Genomic DNA, 23897 nt, shown 5'->3' on the forward strand with positions numbered 1-23897 from the left:
GTAAAATAAGAAAGTCTCTACCAGAAAAAGAAAGTGGGTGCATAACGTGATAGAAAGGTTTAAAGCCTTTGATTGGATTTTAATTTCAGCCGTATTTGCGTTAGCGTTGTTTGGCTTAATCATGGTATACAGCGCGAGCTACCCACTTGCGATTGATAATGATGGTATTGATTCACCGGCTTACTACATTGCACGTCAAGTGATGTATTTTGGGCTAGGGATCATCATCTTTGCAGTGCTGATGAATTTTCGTTATCAGTTTTACAAGAAGATCAGCCCTTATATTATTGGCGTATCAGTCATTCTTCTTGTTCTCGTCTTACTTTTCGGCACCGAGGTTAATGAGGCCACCCGTTGGTTAAATATAGGGGGCATAAGCATTCAACCCTCAGAACTCGTGAAACTCGGTGTGATTGTGTACCTTGCACAAGTCTATTCGCAAAAACAAAAATATATCGATCGTTTCGCTAAGGGTGTGGTCCCGCCATTGATTGTCGTTGTATTTTTGTTTGCTCTTATATTGCTGCAGCCAGACTTAGGAACAGCAACGATGATGCTGCTCGTCACCGGGATCATTATTTTCTTATCAGGGGCGCGTTTTAGGCACCTGGCTGTTCTTGGAGCGCTGTCTGCTTCTGTCGTATTGGTCCTCGTCTTTCAGGCTGAATATCGTTTGAATCGTTTACTTGCTTTCCAAGATCCCTTTGCCTACGAAGATAGTTTTGGGTTACAACTGATTCAGTCGTACATATCGATTGCAAACGGAGGCCTGACAGGCACAGGTTTTGGGCAAAGCATTCAAAAGCTTGGATATTTGCCAGAACCTCATAACGACTTTATTTTAGCGGTGATTGCTGAAGAAACAGGTTGGATTGGGATTGGCTTTGTTATTTTCTGCTTTCTCATCATCGGCTTTAGAGGCGTGTTAATTGGAGCCCGATGTAAAAACTTATTCGGTTCCCTGCTCGCCTATGGCATTGTTTTTCAGCTGTTATTTCAGTTCATATTTAATGCTGGAGCCGTAAGCGGAATGCTGCCAATAACAGGAATCCCCCTTCCTTTTATCAGCTACGGGGGAACTTCGTTAATCGTCTCTCTCGCCGGGGCGGCGATTCTGGCTAATATATCAAGGCAAAATTATAAAGAAAAAGAAAGATCACAAGCCAATGAATCGGTAGGGAAAGACAACGTAACAAATGTTGTTCCCGCCCGAAAGTTAGGTCATTCTTAAAGGGACGCCCGTGCTACCATTAGCGCGGGCGTCAATCATTCGAATATAAAGAAGGAGATATTCGAGATGGGAAGCGATGAGATCCCTTTTAATATGAGTGTACACTTTGATGCTCGTTTAAAAGAGGTTCCCGACGATGAAGAGCAAATGAAAAAGGGTATTTCTTTTTTAAAAGAGAAGGTTGTAGACGAGAACCATCCCAAATTAGCAGGATTGCTCGGTGTGTATTCCCGAATCTTAGGGAATTTACAGGAAGCTGAATGGTATCTTAATGAATCTATTGAAATGTACAGGGATAACCATAATAAAAGGGGGCTGGTGGCGAATAAACTAAGACTTGCTCATGTCTTTCAATGGAAGGAAAATTATTATCAAGCGGATACATTATTCAAAGAGGTAATGATTGAAATAAAACAGGATTCGGCTCTGAAAGATGTTTATCTTGATTTCGCCTACCAACATTATGGAAAAAGTAAATTTGATCAGGAAGATTATCATGAGGCGTTAGAGCTGTTCCAACAAGCACTTACGATCAGGCGTAAGAAAGGGGATTATGGTTTAATACAGTCAACACAACAGGCGATCTTACAAACGAAAGAGTGCCTGCAATCCGGTCAATAGGGAGGGAACGTCATGCTGATTATCGGGTATGGAAAACTTGGCCGTGCCATGATTAGCCGGATAGCAACAAAGAATACAACCGTTGATGTTTTTAACCGTACAAAGGCAGCGGTGGATGGAGATCCTCTTTGCAACTATGTTCCTCCGGAGGATTTTCACCGCTATTCTAAGGTGTTGATTGCCTTACCGGCACAAGCCTATGATGATTTTTTTATACGTTGGAATGGATACTTTTCCGAGGGTACATGCTTCTTTTATTGTGCGACCAACGTGATGAAGGAAGATATGGATACGTATATGAAGGATCGATATACCGCTGCTCCTTGTAAATTAGCGGGACATGCTACGATGCTACAAACGATGGGGGAAGGAGCTTTTGTTTTTGAAAATGACCAACGTCGTACCCAGTTTCAACAGTGGTGCGGTGATGCACTTAAAACGATGGTTGCTGATGAAAGGGATGTCCAGAAGGCAAATCGAATAGCGACTGAAGAAAGTTTACGGGCGCTTTTGCATATGGAAGAGCGGTTACAACAGGAACATGTGTCTGCTGATTTAATGGGAACAGTGAGCGCAAGTATCCCGGGTGGTATTGCCTACGCCCACAAATATCAACAGCACGGTCATTTTGCACGCGATCTTTTACAGAAATGGAAAGGAGGAAGCGTTGATGAGTGAACAATGGCGCATCGATAAATGGCTTGCAGCCGCTGGTGTGGGATCCCGGAAAGATGTAAAAAAAATATTGAAGAAAAAAGCCGTGCAAGTGAACGGCACAACGATTACGGATGCTGCAGTAAAAATAAACGTAGATGAAGACAAAATCACAGTGAATGGAAGTGATATTCATTACCATCCCGGCCCCGTTTATTACATGATGAATAAAAGAAAGGGAAGGATAAGCGCAACTTCGGATGATCAGCATACGACGGTGCTTGATGATATTGACTCGGGAGATAAAAATGAGGGGCTTTTTCCAGTTGGCCGGTTGGATAAGGATACGAGCGGTTTACTATTGTTGACAACAGATGGCACTTGGGCTCACCAGTTGACGACCCCTAACTTAGGGATAGAGAAACAGTATGAAGCTTGGTTAGATGAAAAACCGAGCACAGAGGATCTTCATAAGGTGGGTGAAGGCTTGCAGTTAAAAGACGGGACGCAAACAAAACCTGCAGAAATTGGCGAGGGGAAACAAGAGGAGGAAGGGTACAGCCTGATGATTACCGTTACCGAGGGCAAGTACCATCAAGTGAAGCGGATGTTCGGTGCCATTGGCCGCCACGTAAGAGGGCTCAAACGTGTACGCATGAGTGATGTGGCACTGGATCCAGCCCTTGCAGAAGGAGAGTACCGGGCACTCACGGCGGAGGAACTCGAGGCCATTGACCTTGATCTGAACAGTAAGAAAAACACTTTATCCACAAATAAATAGCGATAGGCCGCAAGAAAAAGCTTTGCAGTATAATGGGTAGGGCAAATAACTTCTGTGACCCGATCAGCAGCTTTGTCAAAAAAAATACCAGCCGCATGGCTGGTTTATCTTTCGTTATTTAAGAGGCTCTTGTTTTTTTTCGTTTTGCTGCCCATTTTCCACGGCTAGGGCTATGGACAAGATTGTTGTACTCCAGTACATTTAAGTCACGTTGGATCGTGCGTTGAGTAATACCAAATTCATCAACCAATTCTTGCGTTGTCACCGTTCTTCCTTCTTTACTCATGTACAAGTAAATCGACTTAATACGGGTGAGCATACGGTCGGTTGAAGATTGCAAGGAACCACTCCCTCAATATTGTTGGAATCGGGAAGACTTGTTCTCTCTTTATTATATTTAGTCTCTGCACTGCATATGACTGACCCATACTATACTGGTGCACGTGATTTTTATATAAGCGGTTGTTCAAAAAGTCCGGAAAACTTCCTTGAAAAAGAAAACCACTTTTTCTTCGTGCGAAGGAACGCTTACGAAGCCGCCAGCTGGCGTGAGAAGTGAATGCTTTCTTGGTGCAAGCAGGGTGATCGAGACGGGCTGCCTTGCACTCCAGAGCATAAGATAGGCTAGACTCGCCACCTTGGCGACAAGCTAACTTTTTCTAAAACTTCTCGGCTCTTTTTGTCCTCCTTTTTGAACACGCATTATAAGGGTCTGGTACACATACCAGTGTCCCTGATTCTCTTTCATTGTACTACAACAAAAAAAGCATGGCAAAATTGTTATGCCAACTTTTCAACAATTTGCCATGTGTGAAGGGTCTCCCCTTCATTGGCGTTCATTGAAATAAATCTGTCGATAAATAACGTTCGCCGGTGTCACAAGCGATCGCTATGACGATGTCGCCGGGATTAAACTGTTTAGCCGCCTGAAGAGCGGAGAAGCAGGCAGCACCGGAAGAGGGGCCCACGAGAATGCCTTCTTTCTTTGCAAGATCGTGAACTGTATGGTAAGCATCTTCGTCAGAGATGTTATCAATATGGTTGTAGACGTCTTCGTTTAAAATTGGCGGTACAAATCCCGGTGAAGTACCGACGAGTTTGTGGGGGCCAGGCTTACCTCCAGAAAGAACAGGGGATCCTTTGGGTTCGACGACGCGGATGGTTACATCCGGATAATAGGAGCGAAGCGTTTCACCTGTTCCTGTAATCGTTCCGCCTGTACCAGAAGCGGCAACGAATGCTTTTAAGGGGCGATCTATTTCTTCGACAGCCGTTTTAATCTCTAAAGCTGTAGATTTGCGGTGAGCATCTGGGTTGGCCTCATTTTCGAATTGCATCGGGATGAAGCTATTCGGAATTTCAGCTGCCAACTCGTGCGCACGTTCAATGGCTCCTGGCATTTTTTTATCACCGGGGGTTAAGACAACTTTAGCACCATAAGCTTTCAGGATGTTAATCCGTTCCTGAGACATCGTATCTGGCATCGTCAGAATACAAGCGTAGCCTTTAGCCGCTGCATTCATCGCTAATCCAATCCCCGTATTTCCTGATGTTGGTTCAATGATGGTTGCCCCATCTGCGAGCTCGCCGCTATCTTCCGCCTGCGTAATCATCTCGCGTGCGGCTCGATCTTTAACACTTCCACTTGGGTTTTGAAATTCCAGTTTAAAATAGACATCAGCACCTTGGGAGTCTGGCAAGTGGTTTAATTTGACTAAAGGTGTATGTCCAACGAGTTCGGCCATATTTTTATAAACGGACAATATATTCATCTCCCATTCAATTACTCTCACCTGATTGTATCATACCCATGAAATGACCATGAATGTAAGAACGAAGAAAAGACTATTCCATAATGTTCAAAATTGAGATACGATATGTACTATACGCTCTGGAAAAGGAGGACGAAAGGTGAGTAACGACAACCCTCATTATTTTTTAGCGCTTCCCGTACCAGCATCTGTGCAAAAACAGCTTAATGAACTTACAGCATTTACTGAAATACAAAAGTTTCAATCGATTACCCATGTTAACGATTATCATCTTACACTCTTTTTTCTCGGGGGAGTTGATCATAGCTCATTGTCACGTTTACAAGAGAAGATATCAGCGACTGTGTCCCGATTTTCTTCATTTGATGTGCAATTGAACTCAGCGTCTGTCTTTGGCGATCAGAAACGGCCAAGGGTTCTTTTCGCTGACGTAAAGAAGAACCATCCGCTTAATCAGCTTCACGCTGCGATTATGGAAGAGTGCGTAGATGTAGGTTTTAAACGAGAAAAGCTACCATTTCGGCCACATATTACCATTGCGAAACGCTGGAAAAGTGAAGAAGATTTTCCCTTTATGAACATTGCCAGGGAAACGGACGATTGGCAGGATATTTGTTGGCGGGTTGAAGAAGTCGGTCTGTATGCAGTGCGTTTAGGGCAGTTGCCTCGCTATCAGTGCATCGATCATTTTCTGCTAAGGGGTGCCTAACAACATGAAACAGAGAATGGTGGACATCATGACGATCTTGGGTCAACTCGTGGCTTTATATTTAATATTCCAGATGGGAACGTGGTTTGGGAACTGGAGTCAGCTTCCGATTCCAGGTAGTGTCATTGGGATGGGGATATTGTTGATCCTTTTAATGACAGGAATAATCAAACTGGAATGGATTTCAAAAGGAGCAAGCCTCCTGCTTAAATACATGCCTCTCTTTTTTCTGCCGGTGATAGCAGGGGTGATGCAATTTTATGATTTATTCACAGGGAATGGTATATGGCTCATTTTGATTGCGGTTGTAAGCACTTGGCTCGTGTTAATGATTTCAGCGCTTGTCAGTCAAAAACTAATGAAGGATAAAGAGAGTTATCTTTCATGATGCTTGTTATAGCTTTATTCTTTATTCTGCTTACGGTCGCCTTCTATATTTGTGCCCAGTTGATCCACCGACGCTTTACGTATGTTCTAACAATACCTGTGATTCCTGCCATGATCATGCTCGTGTTCACGTTAACACTGTCAGATATTAGTTATGAAAGCTATATGATTGGAGGGAAGTGGATTGAGTTTTGGCTGGGCCCTGCGGTAGTAGCTTTAGCCGTTCCCCTTTACCGTCAATGGGGGATGCTTAAAAAGTATCTGCTTCCACTTCTTTTAGCTGTACTAACGGGGACCATCATCGGCGTTGCCAGCGGTTATGTATTCATGCGCATGGCGGGTTTTAGGGCCGATTTACTGTATGCCATGCTGCCGAAGTCCGTGACGACCCCGGTAGCTGTTGATGTAGCGAACGTTCTTGACGGGAATCCCTCCCTTGCGGCTTTATTCGTCATGATCGCCGGAATCAGCGGTGTGTTATTGACGCAACTTACATGGAAATTATTCCGTATCCATCACCCGTTATCCAAGGGAATTGGGTTGGGGTGTGCGGCACATGCACTTGGAACAGCTAAAGCAATAACAGATGGAGAGTTGGAAGGGGCTGCAAGTTCAGTTGCGATGACGTTGTGCGCAGTGATCCTCTCATTATTAACCCCTTTGATTCTGCTTTTATTGTAAGAGGGGGGCAAAAGTCTGGGAGGCTTCCTTGGTACTTTCTTGTGCGAGGGGGTGCTTATGAATAAATGAGCTTGGTGGTCTAGACTTAGTTTTCCCGAATGACTCTACTCTTTTTGTCCTCTTAATTGAGCACGTACTGTAATGAACTGGAGAGGAAGAAGCTCTATGGCCCATCTCGTGAAATTAGAAGACTACATCTCTCGCTATGAGGTTGATATTCAGCGGTACCCGAGTCAACTTACCCGTTTGAAACGACGGCGCTGGACCAGGTTGCAAAAATCATGGATTGAAGTGAATCAAAGCGTTGACCATGATTTTCATGAGGAAGAAGACTGGTTTGCGGATGCAAATAAAAGTCTTTTTAGACGTGCGTTTGAGAGAGTGTATAAACGCAAGACCTCTTCTGTTCAGGTTGTGAACCTACGAGATCAGCATTTGATTGGGAAAAGTCGCGAATCTTTACGTGCCTTTTTTTACTATGAATGGCTTCAGACCCAGCTAAAATGGGCCTCTTCTTCACTGTCCGAAGAGTCTGCTCTTGATAGCAAATATCGCTATGACAGTCGTTTGCGTGAAATTTTACAGGTGTTTCCGGATAATTATATGGTTTTTTATTACCCGATTTTTAAAATTCAGAAGGCAGATATACAATTGGATGTTCTTTTGTTATCCCCGTCTGATATTTATTGTGTCACTTTCATAGAAACGCCGCTACATACGCTGCTTGAAGTTGGCTCTAAACGATTTTGGGGTGAATGTAGAGGGGAAAGTGAACGTAAACGTTTGAATCCTTTATTATCTGTGAATAGAATGGAAGATGTTGTTCGATCTGTTCTTAAGAGCAATGATCTATCGTTTTCGACGAAACGTGTAATTCTTGCACCTGATGCCATCATTGATGACATTCATTACGCTCATAATGTTACAATGGTAGATCAGCGTAATTATAAGCAGTGGATCGATCAAGTAAGGAGGCATTCATCACCGATGAAGAAACGTCAATTCCAGGTAGCGGACGTATTGCTGCGGCAGGGAAAAACGAAGGCCTATAAAAGAATAAGGGAAGTGGACAATCGTCTGATTGATAAGGAATATATTGACTAGTGTGTCATTCCTTGGCCCTTTGGGTTTGCATTGACTGTACTTTCATCCATCTGCTATGATAGTTCAAGATTATAAGAGACGGAGATAAACACCGCTGGATGTTTCTATTCACGGAGCGGGTTACAGAATTGATGAACTTCATTACAAGGTGCACATGTTGTTGGAATAGGTGCACCTATTTTAATTAAAACACCTTTAGGAGCAATCATTTATATCTAGCGGAACGGCGCGTATTCTACAAATGCATGTTCAAATAGAAGGACTAAAAAGGTTGGCTAGAATCGGACATCCTGTTACTACGTCGACCCTGGAACGTCTTTTCGTCGAGTGCAAAGAGGTGGAGCTTAGACCGTAGGATATCCCTTGTACGAAGAAAAGCGTTCTGTTTTTTCGAGCACAGAACATGAGGGCATTTAGGGGCTTTTTGAACATCCTCTTTTACTTCGAATGTTCTGCTCATATGACCCAAGCATTTTTATTTTCATCTACAATCGCAGCTAGAGTAATATCTCAACTGATATTGTTACGAGCGTTAGAATCGACCAGTGATTGAATGGATGAGCTTCGTAACGTATGGCTCAAATTTTTAAAAGGATACCGCCCATGAAACATTTGGATATTCACAAAAAGGTAAAACGGAAAAAGTGGCTGGAAATGCTTTTGGGGAGTGATTGGGATTTAAAACCGGCCGGAGGTGCAACCGGTGAGGCCTTTTCGGCTCGAGATGGTGACCGCAAATTGTTTCTAAAATGCAATTCGTCTCCGTTTTTAGCCGTCCTATCAGCCGAGGGGATCGTACCCAAACTTCTCTGGACGAAACGACTGACAAATGGTGATGTCATTACTGCCCAACAATGGGTAAATGGACGCAGACTGCGATATACGGAAATGAATCAACCGAAAGTAGCCTCTCTCCTAAGTCAAATTCACCGATCCGCAGAGCTGTTAGAAATGTTGAAGCGCATTGAAAACGAAATTCTAACTCCAGAACGATTGTTGCAACAACTACGGCATAAGGCCATGTTTTTTGAAGAGCACTATCCGTTGATCTACAAAGCATTTACGTTTTTAGAATCATGGAAGGCAGCCGTTTACCATGACGAATTTGTCGTATGTCACTGTGATCTAAATCATAACAACTGGATTATTGACGAGAATGAACGATTATATCTTGTTGATTGGGATGGCGCTTCGGTTGCTGATCCAGCGTTGGATATAAGTATTCTTCTTCATTGGTATGTTCCGAAGGAAGATTGGAAGGCATGGTTGGAGGAGTATCATCTAACCCTTGATAACTCCTTATTGAGAAGAATGCATTGGTATATTGTTATGCACACACTGGACTGGATTTTAAATGAAAGCAATCATGAACATGGAGAGCAACTAGAAGGATGGTTAAGTTATTTGGAGACATTAATTACAGAAGACCGTTCTTCCTATTGTTAGCCGTGAATGAATGGGGGCAGACGCTTTCTGGTCTGCTCTTTTTTTGGATAAAAGCACTTGGAGGAAAAGAAATGAGATTAAGAAAGCGCTCTGATGCATTAGATGTGCTGCGGGCTCAACCTGAGTTGGTACCGCAACAACCGGAAACAACTTGTGGACAATGGAGTAAAGGATCGCCGCTGCACGTGGAGTTAGGCACAGGGAAAGGTCAGTTTTTGAATCAATTAGCTGAAAAATATCCATCGATACAGTTTGTGGGGATGGAAAAATATGAAAGTGTCCTTGCAACCGCAGTTGAACGAAATGATGGCCACGAGCAAAATCTTCGTTTCATTCATGGAGATGTCGCGCATGTTGAGGATTACTTCTCAGAAGGTGAAATCGATCGTATTTATTTAAATTTTACCGACCCCTGGCCGAAAAAAAAGCATGCAAAACGTCGCCTTACATTTCCAACATTTTTATACCTGTACAAAAGGGTTTTATCTCCCACGGGTGATATTCATCTGAAAACGGATAATGAGGATTTCTTTACCTATTCTTTGATGAGTTTCTCACAACATGGGTACCATCTAAGAAACCTCACATTCAATCTCCACGAAAATGAGCCTGAGGATAATGTTCGGACGGAATATGAACAAAAATTCGCGGCTCGCGGACAACGAATTTTTCGGGTAGAGGCTTATCCAGCAAATGAATGCTAGCGAAAAAACGGATCCATGCAGCGATGGATCCGTTTTTTTTATTGCTTATCCAATTCTAGAATCGTGCCGGTTTTTGCGTCTACGACGAAGTCCAATTGTTTGGTTTGTCCTTCTTCAGTGCTGGAAAGTCCTCCGCGATACACATCATATTGGAGGTGGTTTTTCTCGAGGTGTTCAGGGTTCATATGAATCCAGGATCCGCTGACAGGAATCTGGTTTTGCACATTTGACTTGACATGTTTCAGTGCTTTCTCTGGGGAGACGGTTTTGACTGCGCATGCTTCCTTGACCGCATAGCCTGCTGCAAAACCGACAGCAGCACCGATGATTAAGTCTCTAATTTTCATCGTCATCCCTCCGTCCTCTTCATAAAATATACCTCTAGTATAGCGGATATTACTAATTTGTCCAATCGTTCTTTCGGTGATTCAATGTAGAAATTGATGATGGGATCCGCTACAATTGAGGGATGAGGATGAGAGGAGAAAGGGGAATCTTATGGACAAGCAAACAGAGAACATGTTTCGTACATTGACGGAGATGCCAGGACCTCCAGGTCATGAACATCAGGTGCGTGCGTTTATGAAGGGGGAGCTTGAACAATATGCCGATGAAATCCTTCAGGATAAACTAGGCAGCGTATTCGGGGTGAAAAAGGGAAAAGCTAAGGATCCCAAAGTGATGGTGGCCGGCCATATGGATGAAGTCGGTTTCATGGTGAAGTCTATCAATAAAAAAGGTTTGCTTAAGTTTCAAACCCTCGGGGGCTGGTGGAGTCAAGTATTGCTCGCTCAGCAAGTAACAGTCCTCACTGACAATGGACCGATCCCCGGAGTTGTTGGTTCAACGCCTCCCCATTTGCTAGATGAAAATACGCGAAAAAAACCGATGGCGATTGAAAAAATGTACATTGATATCGGCGCTGATGATGAAAAAGATGCTAAACGGATGGGGGTTCACCCCGGTACGCCTATTGTTCCGGTATGTTCGTTCACACCTATGGGTAACGAGAAGAAAATCATGGCAAAATCTTGGGACAACCGTTACGGGGTAGGTTTATCAATGGAACTATTAAAAGAAGTGAAAGACGAGACGTTACCCAATACATTGTATTCAGGAGCAACGGTACAGGAAGAGGTTGGCCTTCGAGGGGCTCAGACGGCTGCAAATATGATCCAGCCGGATATTTTCTTTGCTCTGGATGCCAGTCCGGCAAGTGATACAATTAAGAGTCAGGCTGAATTTGGGCAGCTTGGCAGCGGAGCTCTCTTACGTATATTTGATGGTACCATGATTACTCATCGCGGTATGCGTGAATTTGTGTTAGATACAGCGGAGAGCGGGGATATTCCCTATCAGTATTTTGTCTCACCAGGGGGGACGGATGCAGGTAAAGTTCATATCTCAGGAGATGGCGTTCCCTCGGCCGTTGTAGGCGTATGTGCACGTTACATTCATACAGGCGCTTCCATTCTGCATGTCGATGATTATGAAGCGGCGAAGGAACTGATCACCACATTGGTTCGCAAAGCTGATCGTCAAACCGTCGAGGCGATCCACAACCAAAGTTAATAAAAAACCGATCAGTGGATGAGGGGTGCCTCTCTCTGATCGGTTCAGATTTATTTTTTTTGGAAGATATAAGCAATCGCTTCCATGGCTTGATCCAGATTTTCAACGACGACTTGCGCTTGATTGGCCATTTCTTTTGCTGGATGATGTAATGATTCAGGTCGAACTAAAATTAGCGGCTTATTGAGCGCTGTTGCTGCACCTACATCCATGGCTGCGTTCCACTGTTTGTATTGATCGCCGAATAAGGCAATAACAATATCCGACTTATGCATCAATACATTCGTGCGTAAGTTGTTTAAGGCGGAAGCAGCTTCGTCTTTAAAAATCGCATTCGGTTGTTCTCCGAGAATTTCTTCGCCAATATGATCGGATCGATCATGATTAGTCATTGGCTCGAAAAACTGAATGGGGAGCTCCTTTTCCATTGCTTTCTTCTTGGCTGTTTCTCTCCAGTCATCATGAATTTGTCCGGCTAAATACACGGTAAGTTCCATCTGATCACCTCATGTTTGATTGTCCTTTATGTTATATCCCCTAGCACGTTGAAATTTAAACGGATTTTTGAAAATAGAGAGGTTGGTGATGGGATGCGGACTTTTCTTGCAAAAAAAGGGATTGAGTTATCTTGGCGTACATATGTGCTGACGGCTTTAAGTTATATGGCTCTGGGGTTGTTTTCTTCACTGATCGTTGGACTCATTATCGAAACGATAGGAGACCAGGTGGGTGTTCTTTTTCTTGAAGAGATGGGAGCACTTGCCATGAGTCTCCTTGGCCCTGCCATTGGTGTGGCTGTTGCGTATGCCTTGGGGGCACCACCGTTAGTGATGTTTTCAGCGGTGGTTAGCGGCGCCGCCGGTGAAAGTATGGGCGGTCCAGCTGGGGCGTTTATTGCTGTCTTAGTTTCTGTAGAATTTGGAAAACTGGTCTCAAAGGAAACGAAATTTGACATTCTCTTAACGCCTTTTGTTACGATCGTTATAGGATATATAATGGCAACGTCTGTCGGACCGGTTATTGCTAATGGATTACAGGCATTTGGTACGCTCATTAACTGGGCAACCGAACAAGAGCCTTTAACGATGAGCATTCTCGTGTCTGCCCTGATGGGGATCGCACTTACGACTCCTTTTTCTAGCGCGGCGATCGCGATCATGCTTGATCTCGATGGCTTGGCTGCCGGTGCTGCAACTATCGGGTGCAGCGCACAGATGGTCGGCTTTGCCATCAGTAGTTTTCGTGATAACCGCTTTAGTGGCCTTGTATCTCTTGGAATTGGAACGTCCATGTTACAAGTTCCAAACATTATTCGTAACCCATGGATATTGATTCCTCCTACCGTCGCGGGAATGATATTAGCCCCTATAGGTACAATCTTTTTTCAGATGTCCAGCAATGCAGAAGGGGCTGGGATGGGAACAAGTGGATTTGTCGGGCAGATCATGACGTTGACGACAATGGGATTTACGACGCAAGTTCTGCTTTTAATACTCGTATTTCATATCGTTCTACCAGGAATATTGTCATATGTGATCGCTGAAGCCTTACGCAAAATGGGTCGGATTCACGATGATGATATGACGGTTAAACAAGGATAATTTTAGGAGGAGAGCCAATATGAAAAATATAGAAAATCAGGAAACATTTGAGCAAGCGATTCAGGGTGACAGGGTTGTCGTGATGTTTAGCGCCGATTGGTGCCCGGATTGCCGTGTCATCGAACCTGTCCTTCCGCGTATTGAAGCAGATTACCCCGAAGTGGAATTTCTATATGCGGATCGGGATCAATTCATAGACGTTTGCAAGCAGTATGACATATTTGGTATACCGAGTTTCATCGGATTTAAAGACGGTGAAGAAATCGAACGTTTTGCTGATCGAAATCGAAAAACCGAAGAAGAAATCACGGAATTTCTCGATCGTTATTTAGCAAAATAATAATGTTTCTCTTAAAAAGGAGGACAGCCCTGTGGCTAAGAAATCGAAAGTACTCGAACGAATCAAACAACAGTTTTCGGATCATAAAGTAAGCTTCGATGAAGATAACCAGCAGATCCGTATTGAACACGAGCAGCTGGGAAAAGGATTAACCCTTGACCTCCCGCGCCTTGAATCAAAATATGAGAACAAGGGGGAGGATGGTTTTAAAGAAACGGTCAACTATATTCAAGAAACATTTCGGGCGATGGAAAAACAAAAATCACTTTCAGGCAAAGAACAGATGATATTTCCGGTCGTTCGCTCTACCTCTTTTCCAAAGGAAACCGAGGACGGGCGTGCTTTAATATCTGAGGAGCATACTGCAGAAACACGGATTTATTATGCCCTTGATCAAGGAGAGACGTATGCGCTCATCGATGAAGACCTGCTTGAGCGTGAAGGAATGAGCGAGCAAAGAATGAAGGAAGCCGCTCGTTTTAACATTCGCTCATTACCAGCCCCCCTCAAAGCTGATGACGTGGCAGGCAATCGATTTTACTTCGTCAATACGAATGATGGCTATGATGCCAGTCGAATTTTAAATGAAGCATGGTTAAAGGAGATGTCAGCAAGCATTGATGGCGAGCTAGCACTTGCTGTTCCCCACCAAGATGTTCTCATCCTTGCAGATGTTCAAAATGAACATGGCTACGACGTATTAGGACAGATGACCTTTCGTTTTTTCGGGGACGGACGAGTACCTATAACCGCATTACCGTTTATGTATGAGGAAGGCAAACTCGACCCCATTTTTATTCTTGCCCGCAAGAAACCTAAGCAAGATCGAAAATCATAATTAAGGAGCATATCCATGAACGTTTTCTATAATCAGGAAGGTTTAGGTGATACATTACTTGTCACCTTTCGAGAGATCAACACGAGTAAACGTAAGTTAGAGACAAAGGGAGATATTGTACGGCTGCTTGATATTGATAGCGGAGAGACAGCAGGATTTCATATTTTTAACGTCAGCAAGTATGGAACCGTCACAGGGACAGGGATGTTAGCAGTGACGGAGGATTTGATTGACGTGATTAATCAAGCGCTCAAAGCCAATGATTGGGAAACGCAATTAAATCTTCCAGAGGAATCCCCGTTTGTCGTTGGGTACGTTCAAAGTGTAGAAGCCCATCCGGATGCCGATAAACTGCGGGTATGCCAGGTGGATGTAGGTCCTGATACTGAACAACTGCAAATCGTTTGTGGAGCTAAAAATGTTCAAGAAGGACTACGAGTAGTTGTGGCCCGAGAAGGTGCCTTTATGCCAAGTGGGATGGAAATTCGTGTATCAAAATTAAGGGGAGTGCCATCAAACGGAATGATATGTTCGATCAAAGAACTAGCTATCCCTGAAAAACAGGAAATGCCAGGCATTCTGTCCCTTGATGAGGGCTACCAGGTGGGCGAAGATTTTTTAAAGCAATACCATTCTGAGTGACAAAGAAAAGGACCATAGGGTTTAGAGGCCCTATGGTTTTTTGTTGCTCGTTATTTTACCGAAAACCAAGTCTTTCTAAAAAATACAAGACCATTGCAGGAGTTGTTCGTTTGAAAAAGAATTTTGCCTGAAAATGCTAGTTGTTTTTTCAGTGCTTCTGTACAATAGAAAATGGTCAAGCATTAAAAGAAAAGAAGGGGATTGCTGATGTCCAGAAAGTGGAGCAATATATTTAGAAAGCTCAACCGTTACTTTTTCGGCGAGCAATCAGAAAAAGAAGATTTATACGATCCACCTGTAAACCATAATCAAAGAAGGAAGCGGGAGATTACGAGTCTTCAGGAGGACTCCGGTCCCAGGGTGATTCACCGATACCCTAAAGGCGGCAATTTTCACTTCCCAATGGATATACAAGCTACGCCAAGAAGGCGACGTGAGTATAAAGAGCGGAAAATGGATCAAGTGGAAGAAAAAAGGGAGTCTTACGGTAACTACCGGCAGTCTCATGGTAATTACACACAGAAAGAGGATTCTCCAAGACAAGAAGAGGAAAGGCAGTACTTTTCGAATTCATACTTTTCACCAGAACACATCCCATCTCCGGTTTACGGCTTTCAGACGCAACGTTCCTTAATCAAACAGGAAGAGGACGAAAGTGAAACCCAGTCGGAAGAAAATTCTTATGGAATGATCTCGGAATCATTGACTATTGTTGGTGAAAACGAACCTCAGTGGGATGAGGATGGGGAGGAAAAAGAAGAGGAGACAAAAAGATCCACGGATATTGAGGAGACTAACTCTTTTTCCATACCTGAAACAGATACTGCCAGTGAGCAGCATAAGGAAGAGCAGAATACGACTAATCCCCAACCCCAAGCTTCCAATCATGTACGTGAGCAGTCTCAAGCGTCCCAACACCAACAGATGAAGCACTCGTCCACGGAAGATAAAAGACGCGAGAAAAAGCAGCGTCGTGCCATGCGCTCCCAGTCTAGGGATAAGAAACGAACCGTAACGCCCTATAATGTTATGATGACTCCTTTCGATCGCTTAAACTATGAGCGTAGAAAGGCACGTGAGAAGGAGCAAGCTGAAAGGATCGAGCGGGAGCAGCAGGAAAGCGAATGGAACGGAAAAGGGGAGGGAAACGAACCAACCTCACACATTCCCGAAGACAACCGGGAAAGTAGAACGGAAACCTCAACGCCTGCCGTACAACCATCGAAGAATAGCACCTATGAATTACCGCCGCTAGATTTATTAGCGAAAACCAATGAAACTACGAATACGCATGATGGTATGCTGCAAGAACAGCAGGAGCAGCTGGAAGCCACTCTTCATCAGTTTCATGTGGATGCTAAAGTAACGAACGTGACGGAAGGACCTTCGATTATCCGTTTTGAAGTACAGCCGGCCCCGGGTGTTAAGGTGAATAAGATCACGAATTTAAATGACGATATAAAACTAGCAATGGCAGCAACGGATTTGCGGATTGAAGCACCCATTCCTGGTAAGAACGCGATTGGAATTGAAGTTCCAAAGCAAAACCGGGCCCCTGTCGCTTTGCGGGACCTTCTTGAAACGGAGGCTTTTCAAAGCCATACAAGCCCTCTTGCTGTCGCCTTGGGACTTGATATCACCGGCGACCCAAGTATTATAGATCTCGGGAGTATGCCACATGGTTTAATTGCAGGTGCGACAGGTTCTGGGAAAAGTGTCTGTATTAACTCCATCTTGTTAAGTCTATTGTATAAAGCGGATCCTGAAGAAGTAAAATTATTACTGATTGATCCTAAGGTTGTAGAACTTGCGTTTTACAAAGATATCCCTCACCTTGCCGCGCCAGTCGTCACCGACCCGAAAGAAGCAACCATGTCATTAAAATGGAGCGTTGCAGAGATGGAACGGCGATACCAAGCATTTGCGGAGGCCGGGGTAAGGGATATTCGCGGGTATAATAAAAAGGCCGATGAACCCATGCCTTATCTCGTGATTGTGATTGATGAATTGGCCGACCTTATGATGGTGGCTCCCCAAGATGTAGAATCATCGATTAGCCGAATTGCTCAAAAAGCAAGGGCATGCGGCATCCATTTACTCGTTGCTACCCAGCGGCCATCTGTTGATGTCATCACAGGCCTGATAAAAGCCAATATCCCGACACGTGCTGCTTTTGCGGTTTCCTCCATGGTGGATTCGAGAACCATTTTGGATACTGGGGGAGCTGAGCGCCTCATCGGAAAAGGCGATATGTTATTGAGTGAAAACGGCGCTTCAAAAGTCGTCCGTTTGCAAGGAACCTTTGTTTCTGACCAGGAGATTGACGATGTTGCTTCTTTTGTTCGTCAACAAAAAGCACCAAAGTATCTATTTACAAAAGAAGAAGTTTCTAAAGACATTTCGCGTTCGGAAGAAGATGATTTAATTGAGGAAGTTTCCTATTTTGTTGTACAGCAAGGAAATGCGTCTACATCACTGATTCAACGACGTTTTCATATTGGCTACAACCGTGCGGCTAGGTTAATGGACATGATGGAATCGAAAGGGATTGTATCGGAAGCTGTGGGTACAAAGTCCCGGCATGTACTTATGAATGCCGAACAACTTTCCGAGCTTTTTGGAAAATGACGGTGATTTTTCAAATTAAACACGCGGTCTTTACTTGTGAAAATTCACACGATCTAATATGATAATTCATAACCTTACTCTAAATTGTACGAGGAGCATTGACATGAAGGAAATCGATTTAAAATTACAAGGGAAGATCAAACGACTAACCAATCAAACGTTTAAATTTGATAAGCGTGTAGGAGAAGGTTGGTTTTCAGCGGTTTATTTTTTAAAAACAAAAGAAATCATTAAGAAATATAAACCGGACGACATTGTTACCATGCAATTTTTCCAAAAAAAGAATGCGGTATTATGCGGCACGGATGAAGTCATTGCGCTCTTGAAGACATTTGCTGATTACCCAGATGAACTGGAAATCCATTCATTGGAGGATGGAGATAAGATTGAGCCTTATGAGACAGTGTTGACGATTACAGGTCCTTATCAGCACTTTGGCTATTTAGAAGGCGTCATTGATGGAATCCTTGCTCGTCGGTCTTCAGTAGCCACGAATGTTTATGAAGTTGTCAAGGCGGCAGGAAGCTCGGGCGTGGAAAAGCCGGTGATTTTTATGGGGGATCGTGATGATCATTTTACCCAGCAGGCAGGAGATGGGTACTCTGCCTATATCGGTGGTTCGAAGGCGCAATCTACCCATGCGATGAACGAATGGTGGGGAAGGGAAGGTATGGGCACGATGCCTCATGCACTCATTCAAATGTATCACGGTGATCTCGTGGCTGCCAGCCATGCTTATCTGGATATGTATCCTGATGATCGTTTAATGGCATTGGTGGATTATAATAATGATGTTATTACCGATTCACTGCGTGTGGCTCGCGAATTTAATCAACAGCTGGATTCTGTAAGAGTGGATACGTCAGGTAGCATGGTCGATCAATACTTTTGTCGAAACCCGGAAAAAATGGGAGACTTTGACCCTACGGGTGTGAATGCTCCTTTAATTAAAGCTCTGAGGAGGGCGCTCGATGCCGAAGGCTTTCAACATGTTAAAATTACAGTAAGCGGTGGTTTTAATGCTGAAAGGATCGAAGCTTATGAGGATGCGAATGTTCCCGTTGATTCCTATGGAGTGGGTAGCAGTTTGTTGGAAAAAACCATTAGCTTTACAGGCGATAATGTCCTATTGAATGGTCACCATGAAGCAAAAGCAGGGCGTGAATATCGTCACAACCCAAGATTAGAACGTATTGATCAAATGTAGATCAATCAGGTATAAAGGAAACATAAGGAAACTTGGAAAGACAATCTCTTTTCATTATCATTCGCATAGAATATTGTTAGGCGACCCCCCTAACTTCATTTCTTTGTAAAATGATTGATATTTTGTTTCATTGACGTATTTGGTATAATAAGGCAGCATGAATTGATGGCTTGCCCCAGAAAGCGTCCGGATGAGGGGCAATTTAATTTTGGAGGTCCGGCGGAATGACTAGTTACCACTTTATAGGTATAAAAGGATCCGGGATGAGTGCATTGGCACAGATTCTTCATGATATGGATGAACCAGTTCAAGGTTCAGACGTCGAAAAGTATTTTTTTACACAAAAACCTCTCGAAGAACGAAACATCCCGATTTATTCGTTTAATAAAAGGAATATAACGCCTGAGCATACGATTGTTGCTTCGGCAGCCTACAATTCCGACAATGAAGAAATTAAAGAAGCGGAGTCAGAGGATCTAACGGTGAAGCCTTATCCTACTTTTCTTGGAGAGTTCGCTTCTCAATTTACATCCATTGCTGTAACAGGGAGCCATGGAAAAACCTCAACGACTGGTTTGCTTTCCCATGTACTAGGCTCTTACCGCCCAACATCTTATCTTATTGGTGATGGGACTGGAAAAGGAGAAAAAAATAGCACATTTTTCGTTTTTGAAGCATGTGAATATCGAAGACATTTTCTTAACTATCATCCTGACTACGCGATTATAACGAATATTGATTACGATCATCCCGATTACTTCAAGGATATTAATGATGTTGTGGATGCTTTCGATGAGATGGCCTCACAAGTGAATAAAGCCATTATTGCTTGTGGGGATGATGAATATTTGCAAACTCTTAATGCCCCTGTACCTATTGTTTATTATGGAATTGAAGGAAAATACGACTTTAACGCCGAAAATATCGAAAGCGGAGAAAATGGCACCAGTTTTGATGTCACCATTCGGGGCGATTTTTACGACAACTTTACGGTTCCCGGATTTGGGGAGCACAATGTACTAAATGCACTGGCAGTGATTGCACTCGCTCACTATGAGCAGGTTCCATCAGGGACGATAAAGGAACGGTTGGCTGACTTCCCTGGTGTGAAAAGACGTTTTACTGACAAAGAGTGGAGGTCGCAAATCCTCATCGATGATTATGCCCATCATCCCACTGAGATAAAGGCAACGATTGAAGCTGCAAGATCGAAGTATCCTGATCGGGAAATCGTTGCTGTTTTTCAGCCCCATACGTTTACCAGGACGGTGACATTTCTTCAGGAATTTGCGGCTGTCTTAAAGCTTGCTGACCAAGTGTATCTGTGTGACATTTTTGGTTCCACAAGAGAACAGGAAGGGCAGCTGACCATCGACGATTTGCTTGATTTAATCCCAGATGCTCGCTTACTTCAAGAGCCTGATGTTGGTATACTCGCCGGTCATAAAGATAGTGTGTTGCTGTTTATGGGGGCAGGGGATATTCAGAAATACCAAAAAGCGTACGAAGAACGTTTTACAGGGCTTTAGCGAGAAAGCCCCTTCCCATAGGGGGGTGAAGGCTGTTTTTTTACTTCCCCTAGTGTATACTAACGCTAAGAGGAAGAAAGAACGTTGGTATTTTGCGGTTTCCATCTCCTATAGTTAGGTAAAGGGACCCTTCTGCTCAAAGTGCAATGGACGTCGATGCCGGCCTAAACAATGTTGCTGTTCATCAGTAGGAAGGAGGCCGCTTTTCGACGTCGCACATTCGCTTCCTGCCGAAGAAGCATATGCAAAGCGGCTCACTTAAAGAAAGACGCTGGGCGAAACCTTTACAGTTGCTCCCCTTATCAACTGCAGTAATTGATTGAGAACGTTCATCCTAAAACACCTCAAAGCAGTGGAGGTGCGGAGATGTACACAAGAAAAACCGCTGCCGTCATCTCTTTCGCTTTACATTCTACTACTATACGGCTCACTCATGCCATGAGCGGGCTCCCGCCGAAAAAGAGGAAAGAAGCATCGAATGCAGAAGCTGCCCTTTTGGGACAGCCCCTTGTCAAACCCAATACGTAAAGAGATGAATAAGGCACTCGTGTAAGTTGGTCGTCCCTTAAACCTTGGACAAGACCTCTTCTTCATTAAAATGGCTAAAAATTTGGTAAAAACACTCGGTCTGCGCTCGTATTTTTACTCCTTGGAGTTTTAAGTTTAGGCCTTCTCGAATGGTTCGGCTTTTGGTCCTCCTTTTTCAACTCGTACGGATAAATGTTTGAAAGAATATGGTTTCGGGAATAATGTGAATTATATTAGGAGGTGATGTTCGTGGTTATTGTATACATAAGCGTAGCGATTGTGGCTATAGCAATCGTTGTACTTATCTTTTATATTATCCAAACGCTTAAGTCTGCACAGGGGGTGGTTACACAGTTGGGAAACACAGCAGAAGCTGTGGAAAAACAACTGCAAGGTATCACTACTGAAACTGAGCATCTCGTCAAAACGACGAATCGGCTTGCTGAGGATTTTGAGTCTAAGTCAGGATCACTGGATGGGCTTTTTTCAACCGCTGAGGAGTTAAGTGAAGCTACCGAACGGGTAACAGGCTCCATTCAAAATATATCCACAACTGTATCTGAGGAAACAGAGCGCAATGCTGGGCAAGTTGCAAAAGCTGTCCAATGGGGCAGTGCATGCCTGGAGCTTTATGACAAGTGGAAGAGCCGGAGAAATCAAGAAGAGCATGAAGAGCGTAACTAAAATAAGGAGGTTTTAACATGGGAGACATGAATACAAAAGATCTTTTAATTGGAACATTTATTGGTGGAATTGTAGGTGCATCAACTGCACTCTTATTGGCGCCTAAGTCCGGTAAGGAATTACGAGGAGATATTAGTGAAGGGGCATCCACGGCTAAAGACAAGACGTACGAACTGTCAAATAAAGCTTATGACAAAGGCAACCATTTTGCCAATACAGCTATGGATAAAACCCAGAATGTAGCTAAAACTGTATCGGATCAATCGACCCAAATGGTTGACCGCATCAAAGACGCTGCTGAGCAAATCAAGACGGATACTGACGATGCAAAGAAATCGGCTCAAGAACTTGCGGATGACTTATCTGATGAATTTCAATCTTCAAGTGAACAAGTCAAGGATTCGGTCAAACAAGAAGTCACAGATCTAAAAGATGAATCCAAAAATCAATAAATTCCCGAGCATTAAAGGAATTGTAGGGAGGGAAGGGAGCATTGCAACACGTATATGAGCAAAAGGAACTAATGGATGCCATCGAAGAACATGGGGAAATCCTCTTGTTCAAAAACAGTACAACCTGCCCGATTAGTGCGAATGCGTTTGATGAGTTAAAGGCATTTGCAACCGAGCATCCAGAAGTTCCTGTTTATTATTTAAATGTACAAGATGAAAGGCCACTGTCTGAATATGTTGCAACCTTTTGGGATGTAAAACATGAAAGCCCTCAAGCATTGCTTTTAACTTCTTCGGAGGCAAAATGGCACACTTCACATAGTAAAATTACTGAACAAGTACTGGAGAAAGCTTTAGTATAATGTTCAAAAAGCCATCACGATGTTTTAAGCGGCGTGATGGCTTTTTACTATAGGATGTTTAAATAAGGTCAGTGTTCTAATATAGAAACAGCTGCTGTTTCCTCGCAGCTCCCAAAAATTCTTTAACACTTAAAAGCGTTTAAGAATTAAAGAAAAAGGCGTGACATAACGTATAGGATCAGTTATAATGGCTCTACTCATAATAGAAGGTTAGAGAAATACGAAACAGAATAGGAGTGGATGATCGGTGAGTAATGAAGAATTAGAGCAGTTACGTGCATCCCTTGATGAAAAAAACAAGGATTTATTAAAGCTCATTAACGAGCGCGCAGAAATTGTTCAAAAAATCGGTAACGTAAAAAGTAAGTCAGGCACAAAACGTTATGACCCGGTGCGTGAGCGGAGGATGCTTGACTTGATTGCAGATGAGAATGAAGGACCATTTGAAACGAGCACGCTGCAACATCTCTTCAAACAAATTTTCAAGGCAAGTTTGGAGCTTATGGGAGATGATGAGCAAAAAGCATTACTCGTTTCAAGGAAAAAGCACCCGGATAATACCGTGGTCGATGTAAAAGGGGAAAAAATTGGCGATGGTTTACAGCGTCTTATTGCAGGTCCTTGTTCTGTGGAAAGTGAAGAACAAGTCTTCGCCGTTGCCGAAGCTTTAAAGAAACGCGGTGTCAATCTGCTTCGCGGTGGTGCTTACAAGCCAAGATCATCTCCATATGATTTCCAGGGGCTGGGCGTTGAAGGCTTAGAGATTCTTAAAAAAGCTGGCGACCGTTACGATATGGCTGTTATTAGTGAAATTGTGACACCTACAGATGTGGAAAAAGCTGTTGATTATCTCGATGTCATTCAAATTGGGGCCCGTAATATGCAAAACTTTGAATTATTGAAAGAAGTTGGGTCTACAAAAAAACCTATCCTGCTTAAACGCGGGCTATCAGCCTCCATTTCTGAGTTTATACATGCTGCTGAATACGTAATGTCCAGAGGAAACACAAATCTCATGCTTTGTGAACGCGGCATTCGCACGTACGAAACGGCGACACGGAATACCCTAGACATTTCTGCAGTTCCCATATTAAAACAGGAGACACACCTCCCTGTACTTGCAGATGTTACCCATTCCACCGGTAGAAGAGATTTGCTGTTACCGGCTGCTAAAGCTGCTCTTGCCATTGGTGCAGACGCCGTAATGGCAGAAGTGCACCCTGACCCAGCAGTTGCACTTTCAGACTCCGCCCAACAAATGGATATTGAACAATTCAACACCTTCATTAGCACCTTACGTGATGCGCAATTGCTAAAAGACGGTGTAGAAGATAAAACAACGTTATAGGAGATCATAACCCAAACGTCACCCTTTGATGGTGGCGTTTTTATAAGCACGGCTTCCACGGCTTTATGGATATCGA

Annotated in this window: 27 protein-coding genes; 23 read left to right on the forward strand and 4 right to left on the reverse strand. The window is 43.5% G+C overall.

Annotation, left to right across the window (positions count from 1 at the left end):
- The first annotated feature begins 46 nt into the window (after positions 1 to 46).
- The 4 genes from ftsW to HNR44_RS00260 all read left to right on the forward strand — a co-directional run bounded on the left by ftsW (position 47) and on the right by HNR44_RS00260 (position 3287).
- Positions 47 to 1231, forward strand: a complete 1185-nt coding sequence (gene ftsW, locus HNR44_RS00245) for a putative lipid II flippase FtsW (protein WP_184402135.1) — start codon at positions 47 to 49, stop codon at positions 1229 to 1231.
- Between the two features lie 66 nt (positions 1232 to 1297).
- Entirely contained in the window at positions 1298 to 1852 is a 555-nt protein-coding gene (locus tag HNR44_RS00250; RefSeq protein ID WP_184402136.1) for a tetratricopeptide repeat protein, read from the forward strand.
- A gap of 12 nt (positions 1853 to 1864) precedes the next feature.
- On the forward strand, positions 1865 to 2530 hold the full coding sequence (locus tag HNR44_RS00255) for a Rossmann-fold NAD(P)-binding domain-containing protein (RefSeq protein WP_184402137.1): 666 nt from the start codon (positions 1865 to 1867) through the stop codon (positions 2528 to 2530).
- On the forward strand, positions 2523 to 3287 hold the full coding sequence (locus HNR44_RS00260; protein ID WP_184402138.1) for a pseudouridine synthase: 765 nt from the start codon (positions 2523 to 2525) through the stop codon (positions 3285 to 3287). Before HNR44_RS00255 ends, HNR44_RS00260 begins: the two co-directional genes overlap by 8 nt.
- Positions 3288 to 3405: 118 nt before the next feature.
- Here HNR44_RS00260 and HNR44_RS00265 read toward each other — a convergent pair whose 3' ends face one another.
- The gene (locus HNR44_RS00265; RefSeq protein WP_184402139.1) at positions 3406 to 3627 is read right to left on the reverse strand and encodes a DeoR family transcriptional regulator; all 222 of its coding nucleotides are present in this window, start codon (positions 3625 to 3627) and stop codon (positions 3406 to 3408) included.
- Positions 3628 to 4123: 496 nt separating this feature from the next.
- Complete coding sequence (gene cysK, locus HNR44_RS00270; RefSeq protein ID WP_425489444.1) at positions 4124 to 5059, reverse strand: cysteine synthase A; 936 nt, start codon at positions 5057 to 5059, stop codon at positions 4124 to 4126.
- Between the two features lie 139 nt (positions 5060 to 5198).
- On the opposite strand from cysK, the gene thpR reads away from it, so the two are divergent.
- The 6 genes from thpR (at position 5199) to trmB (ending at position 10090) form a co-directional block, all read left to right on the forward strand.
- Complete coding sequence (gene thpR, locus HNR44_RS00275; RefSeq protein ID WP_184402141.1) at positions 5199 to 5768, forward strand: RNA 2',3'-cyclic phosphodiesterase; 570 nt, start codon at positions 5199 to 5201, stop codon at positions 5766 to 5768.
- 4 nt (positions 5769 to 5772) lie between these two features.
- Positions 5773 to 6156 (forward strand): CidA/LrgA family protein, encoded by a 384-nt coding sequence (locus tag HNR44_RS00280; protein WP_184402142.1) that lies wholly within the window; start codon positions 5773 to 5775, stop codon positions 6154 to 6156.
- The gene (locus tag HNR44_RS00285; RefSeq protein WP_184402143.1) at positions 6153 to 6836 is read left to right on the forward strand and encodes an LrgB family protein; all 684 of its coding nucleotides are present in this window, start codon (positions 6153 to 6155) and stop codon (positions 6834 to 6836) included. The genes HNR44_RS00280 and HNR44_RS00285 overlap by 4 nt, the downstream gene beginning before the upstream one ends.
- A gap of 165 nt (positions 6837 to 7001) precedes the next feature.
- Positions 7002 to 7940, forward strand: a complete 939-nt coding sequence (locus HNR44_RS00290; protein ID WP_184402144.1) for a hypothetical protein — start codon at positions 7002 to 7004, stop codon at positions 7938 to 7940.
- A gap of 603 nt (positions 7941 to 8543) precedes the next feature.
- Complete coding sequence (locus HNR44_RS00295; protein WP_246406866.1) at positions 8544 to 9386, forward strand: phosphotransferase family protein; 843 nt, start codon at positions 8544 to 8546, stop codon at positions 9384 to 9386.
- Positions 9387 to 9457: 71 nt separating this feature from the next.
- Positions 9458 to 10090 carry a tRNA (guanosine(46)-N7)-methyltransferase TrmB gene (gene trmB / locus HNR44_RS00300; protein ID WP_184402145.1) on the forward strand — a complete coding sequence of 211 codons (633 nt, stop codon included), beginning with the start codon at positions 9458 to 9460 and terminating at the stop codon, positions 10088 to 10090.
- Positions 10091 to 10128: 38 nt separating this feature from the next.
- Here trmB and HNR44_RS00305 read toward each other — a convergent pair whose 3' ends face one another.
- Positions 10129 to 10437, reverse strand: a complete 309-nt coding sequence (locus HNR44_RS00305) for a PepSY domain-containing protein (RefSeq protein WP_184402146.1) — start codon at positions 10435 to 10437, stop codon at positions 10129 to 10131.
- A gap of 151 nt (positions 10438 to 10588) precedes the next feature.
- Here HNR44_RS00305 and HNR44_RS00310 point away from each other — a divergent pair, with 151 nt between their 5' ends.
- On the forward strand, positions 10589 to 11662 hold the full coding sequence (locus HNR44_RS00310; protein ID WP_184402147.1) for a M42 family metallopeptidase: 1074 nt from the start codon (positions 10589 to 10591) through the stop codon (positions 11660 to 11662).
- 50 nt (positions 11663 to 11712) lie between these two features.
- Here the strand turns inward: HNR44_RS00310 and HNR44_RS00315 are convergent, their stop codons facing one another.
- Entirely contained in the window at positions 11713 to 12159 is a 447-nt protein-coding gene (locus HNR44_RS00315) for a YtoQ family protein (protein ID WP_184402148.1), read from the reverse strand.
- Positions 12160 to 12252: 93 nt separating this feature from the next.
- Between HNR44_RS00315 and HNR44_RS00320 the strand changes: the two genes are divergently transcribed.
- From HNR44_RS00320 to HNR44_RS00375, 12 genes are all read left to right on the forward strand, one after another.
- Positions 12253 to 13263 carry a PTS sugar transporter subunit IIC gene (locus HNR44_RS00320; RefSeq protein ID WP_184402149.1) on the forward strand — a complete coding sequence of 337 codons (1011 nt, stop codon included), beginning with the start codon at positions 12253 to 12255 and terminating at the stop codon, positions 13261 to 13263.
- A 19-nt stretch (positions 13264 to 13282) separates the two neighbouring features.
- Positions 13283 to 13603, forward strand: a complete 321-nt coding sequence (locus tag HNR44_RS00325; protein ID WP_184402150.1) for a thioredoxin family protein — start codon at positions 13283 to 13285, stop codon at positions 13601 to 13603.
- Between the two features lie 31 nt (positions 13604 to 13634).
- On the forward strand, positions 13635 to 14441 hold the full coding sequence (locus HNR44_RS00330; RefSeq protein ID WP_184402151.1) for a DUF1444 family protein: 807 nt from the start codon (positions 13635 to 13637) through the stop codon (positions 14439 to 14441).
- Positions 14442 to 14456: 15 nt separating this feature from the next.
- Positions 14457 to 15083, forward strand: coding sequence for a YtpR family tRNA-binding protein (gene ytpR, locus HNR44_RS00335; RefSeq protein ID WP_184402152.1), 627 nt, complete (start codon positions 14457 to 14459; stop codon positions 15081 to 15083).
- 207 nt (positions 15084 to 15290) lie between these two features.
- A complete protein-coding gene (locus HNR44_RS00340; protein WP_246406869.1) occupies positions 15291 to 17711 on the forward strand; it encodes a DNA translocase FtsK in 2421 nt (806 codons plus the stop codon).
- Between the two features lie 103 nt (positions 17712 to 17814).
- Complete coding sequence (locus tag HNR44_RS00345) at positions 17815 to 18918, forward strand: nicotinate phosphoribosyltransferase (protein WP_184402153.1); 1104 nt, start codon at positions 17815 to 17817, stop codon at positions 18916 to 18918.
- 224 nt (positions 18919 to 19142) lie between these two features.
- Positions 19143 to 20447 carry a UDP-N-acetylmuramate--L-alanine ligase gene (murC, locus tag HNR44_RS00350; RefSeq protein ID WP_184402154.1) on the forward strand — a complete coding sequence of 435 codons (1305 nt, stop codon included), beginning with the start codon at positions 19143 to 19145 and terminating at the stop codon, positions 20445 to 20447.
- A gap of 366 nt (positions 20448 to 20813) precedes the next feature.
- The gene (locus tag HNR44_RS00355) at positions 20814 to 20975 is read left to right on the forward strand and encodes a hypothetical protein (RefSeq protein WP_184402155.1); all 162 of its coding nucleotides are present in this window, start codon (positions 20814 to 20816) and stop codon (positions 20973 to 20975) included.
- 249 nt (positions 20976 to 21224) lie between these two features.
- Positions 21225 to 21659, forward strand: coding sequence for a DUF948 domain-containing protein (locus HNR44_RS00360; RefSeq protein WP_184402156.1), 435 nt, complete (start codon positions 21225 to 21227; stop codon positions 21657 to 21659).
- A 17-nt stretch (positions 21660 to 21676) separates the two neighbouring features.
- A complete protein-coding gene (locus tag HNR44_RS00365) occupies positions 21677 to 22111 on the forward strand; it encodes a YtxH domain-containing protein (protein WP_184402157.1) in 435 nt (144 codons plus the stop codon).
- A 41-nt stretch (positions 22112 to 22152) separates the two neighbouring features.
- Entirely contained in the window at positions 22153 to 22473 is a 321-nt protein-coding gene (ytxJ, locus tag HNR44_RS00370) for a bacillithiol system redox-active protein YtxJ (protein WP_246406875.1), read from the forward strand.
- 247 nt (positions 22474 to 22720) lie between these two features.
- Positions 22721 to 23821, forward strand: a complete 1101-nt coding sequence (locus HNR44_RS00375; protein WP_184402158.1) for a bifunctional 3-deoxy-7-phosphoheptulonate synthase/chorismate mutase — start codon at positions 22721 to 22723, stop codon at positions 23819 to 23821.
- Positions 23822 to 23897: the final 76 nt, after the last annotated feature.

It is taken from the genome of Geomicrobium halophilum, assembly GCF_014207655.1.
GTDB lineage: Bacteria > Bacillota > Bacilli > Bacillales > Marinococcaceae > Geomicrobium > Geomicrobium halophilum.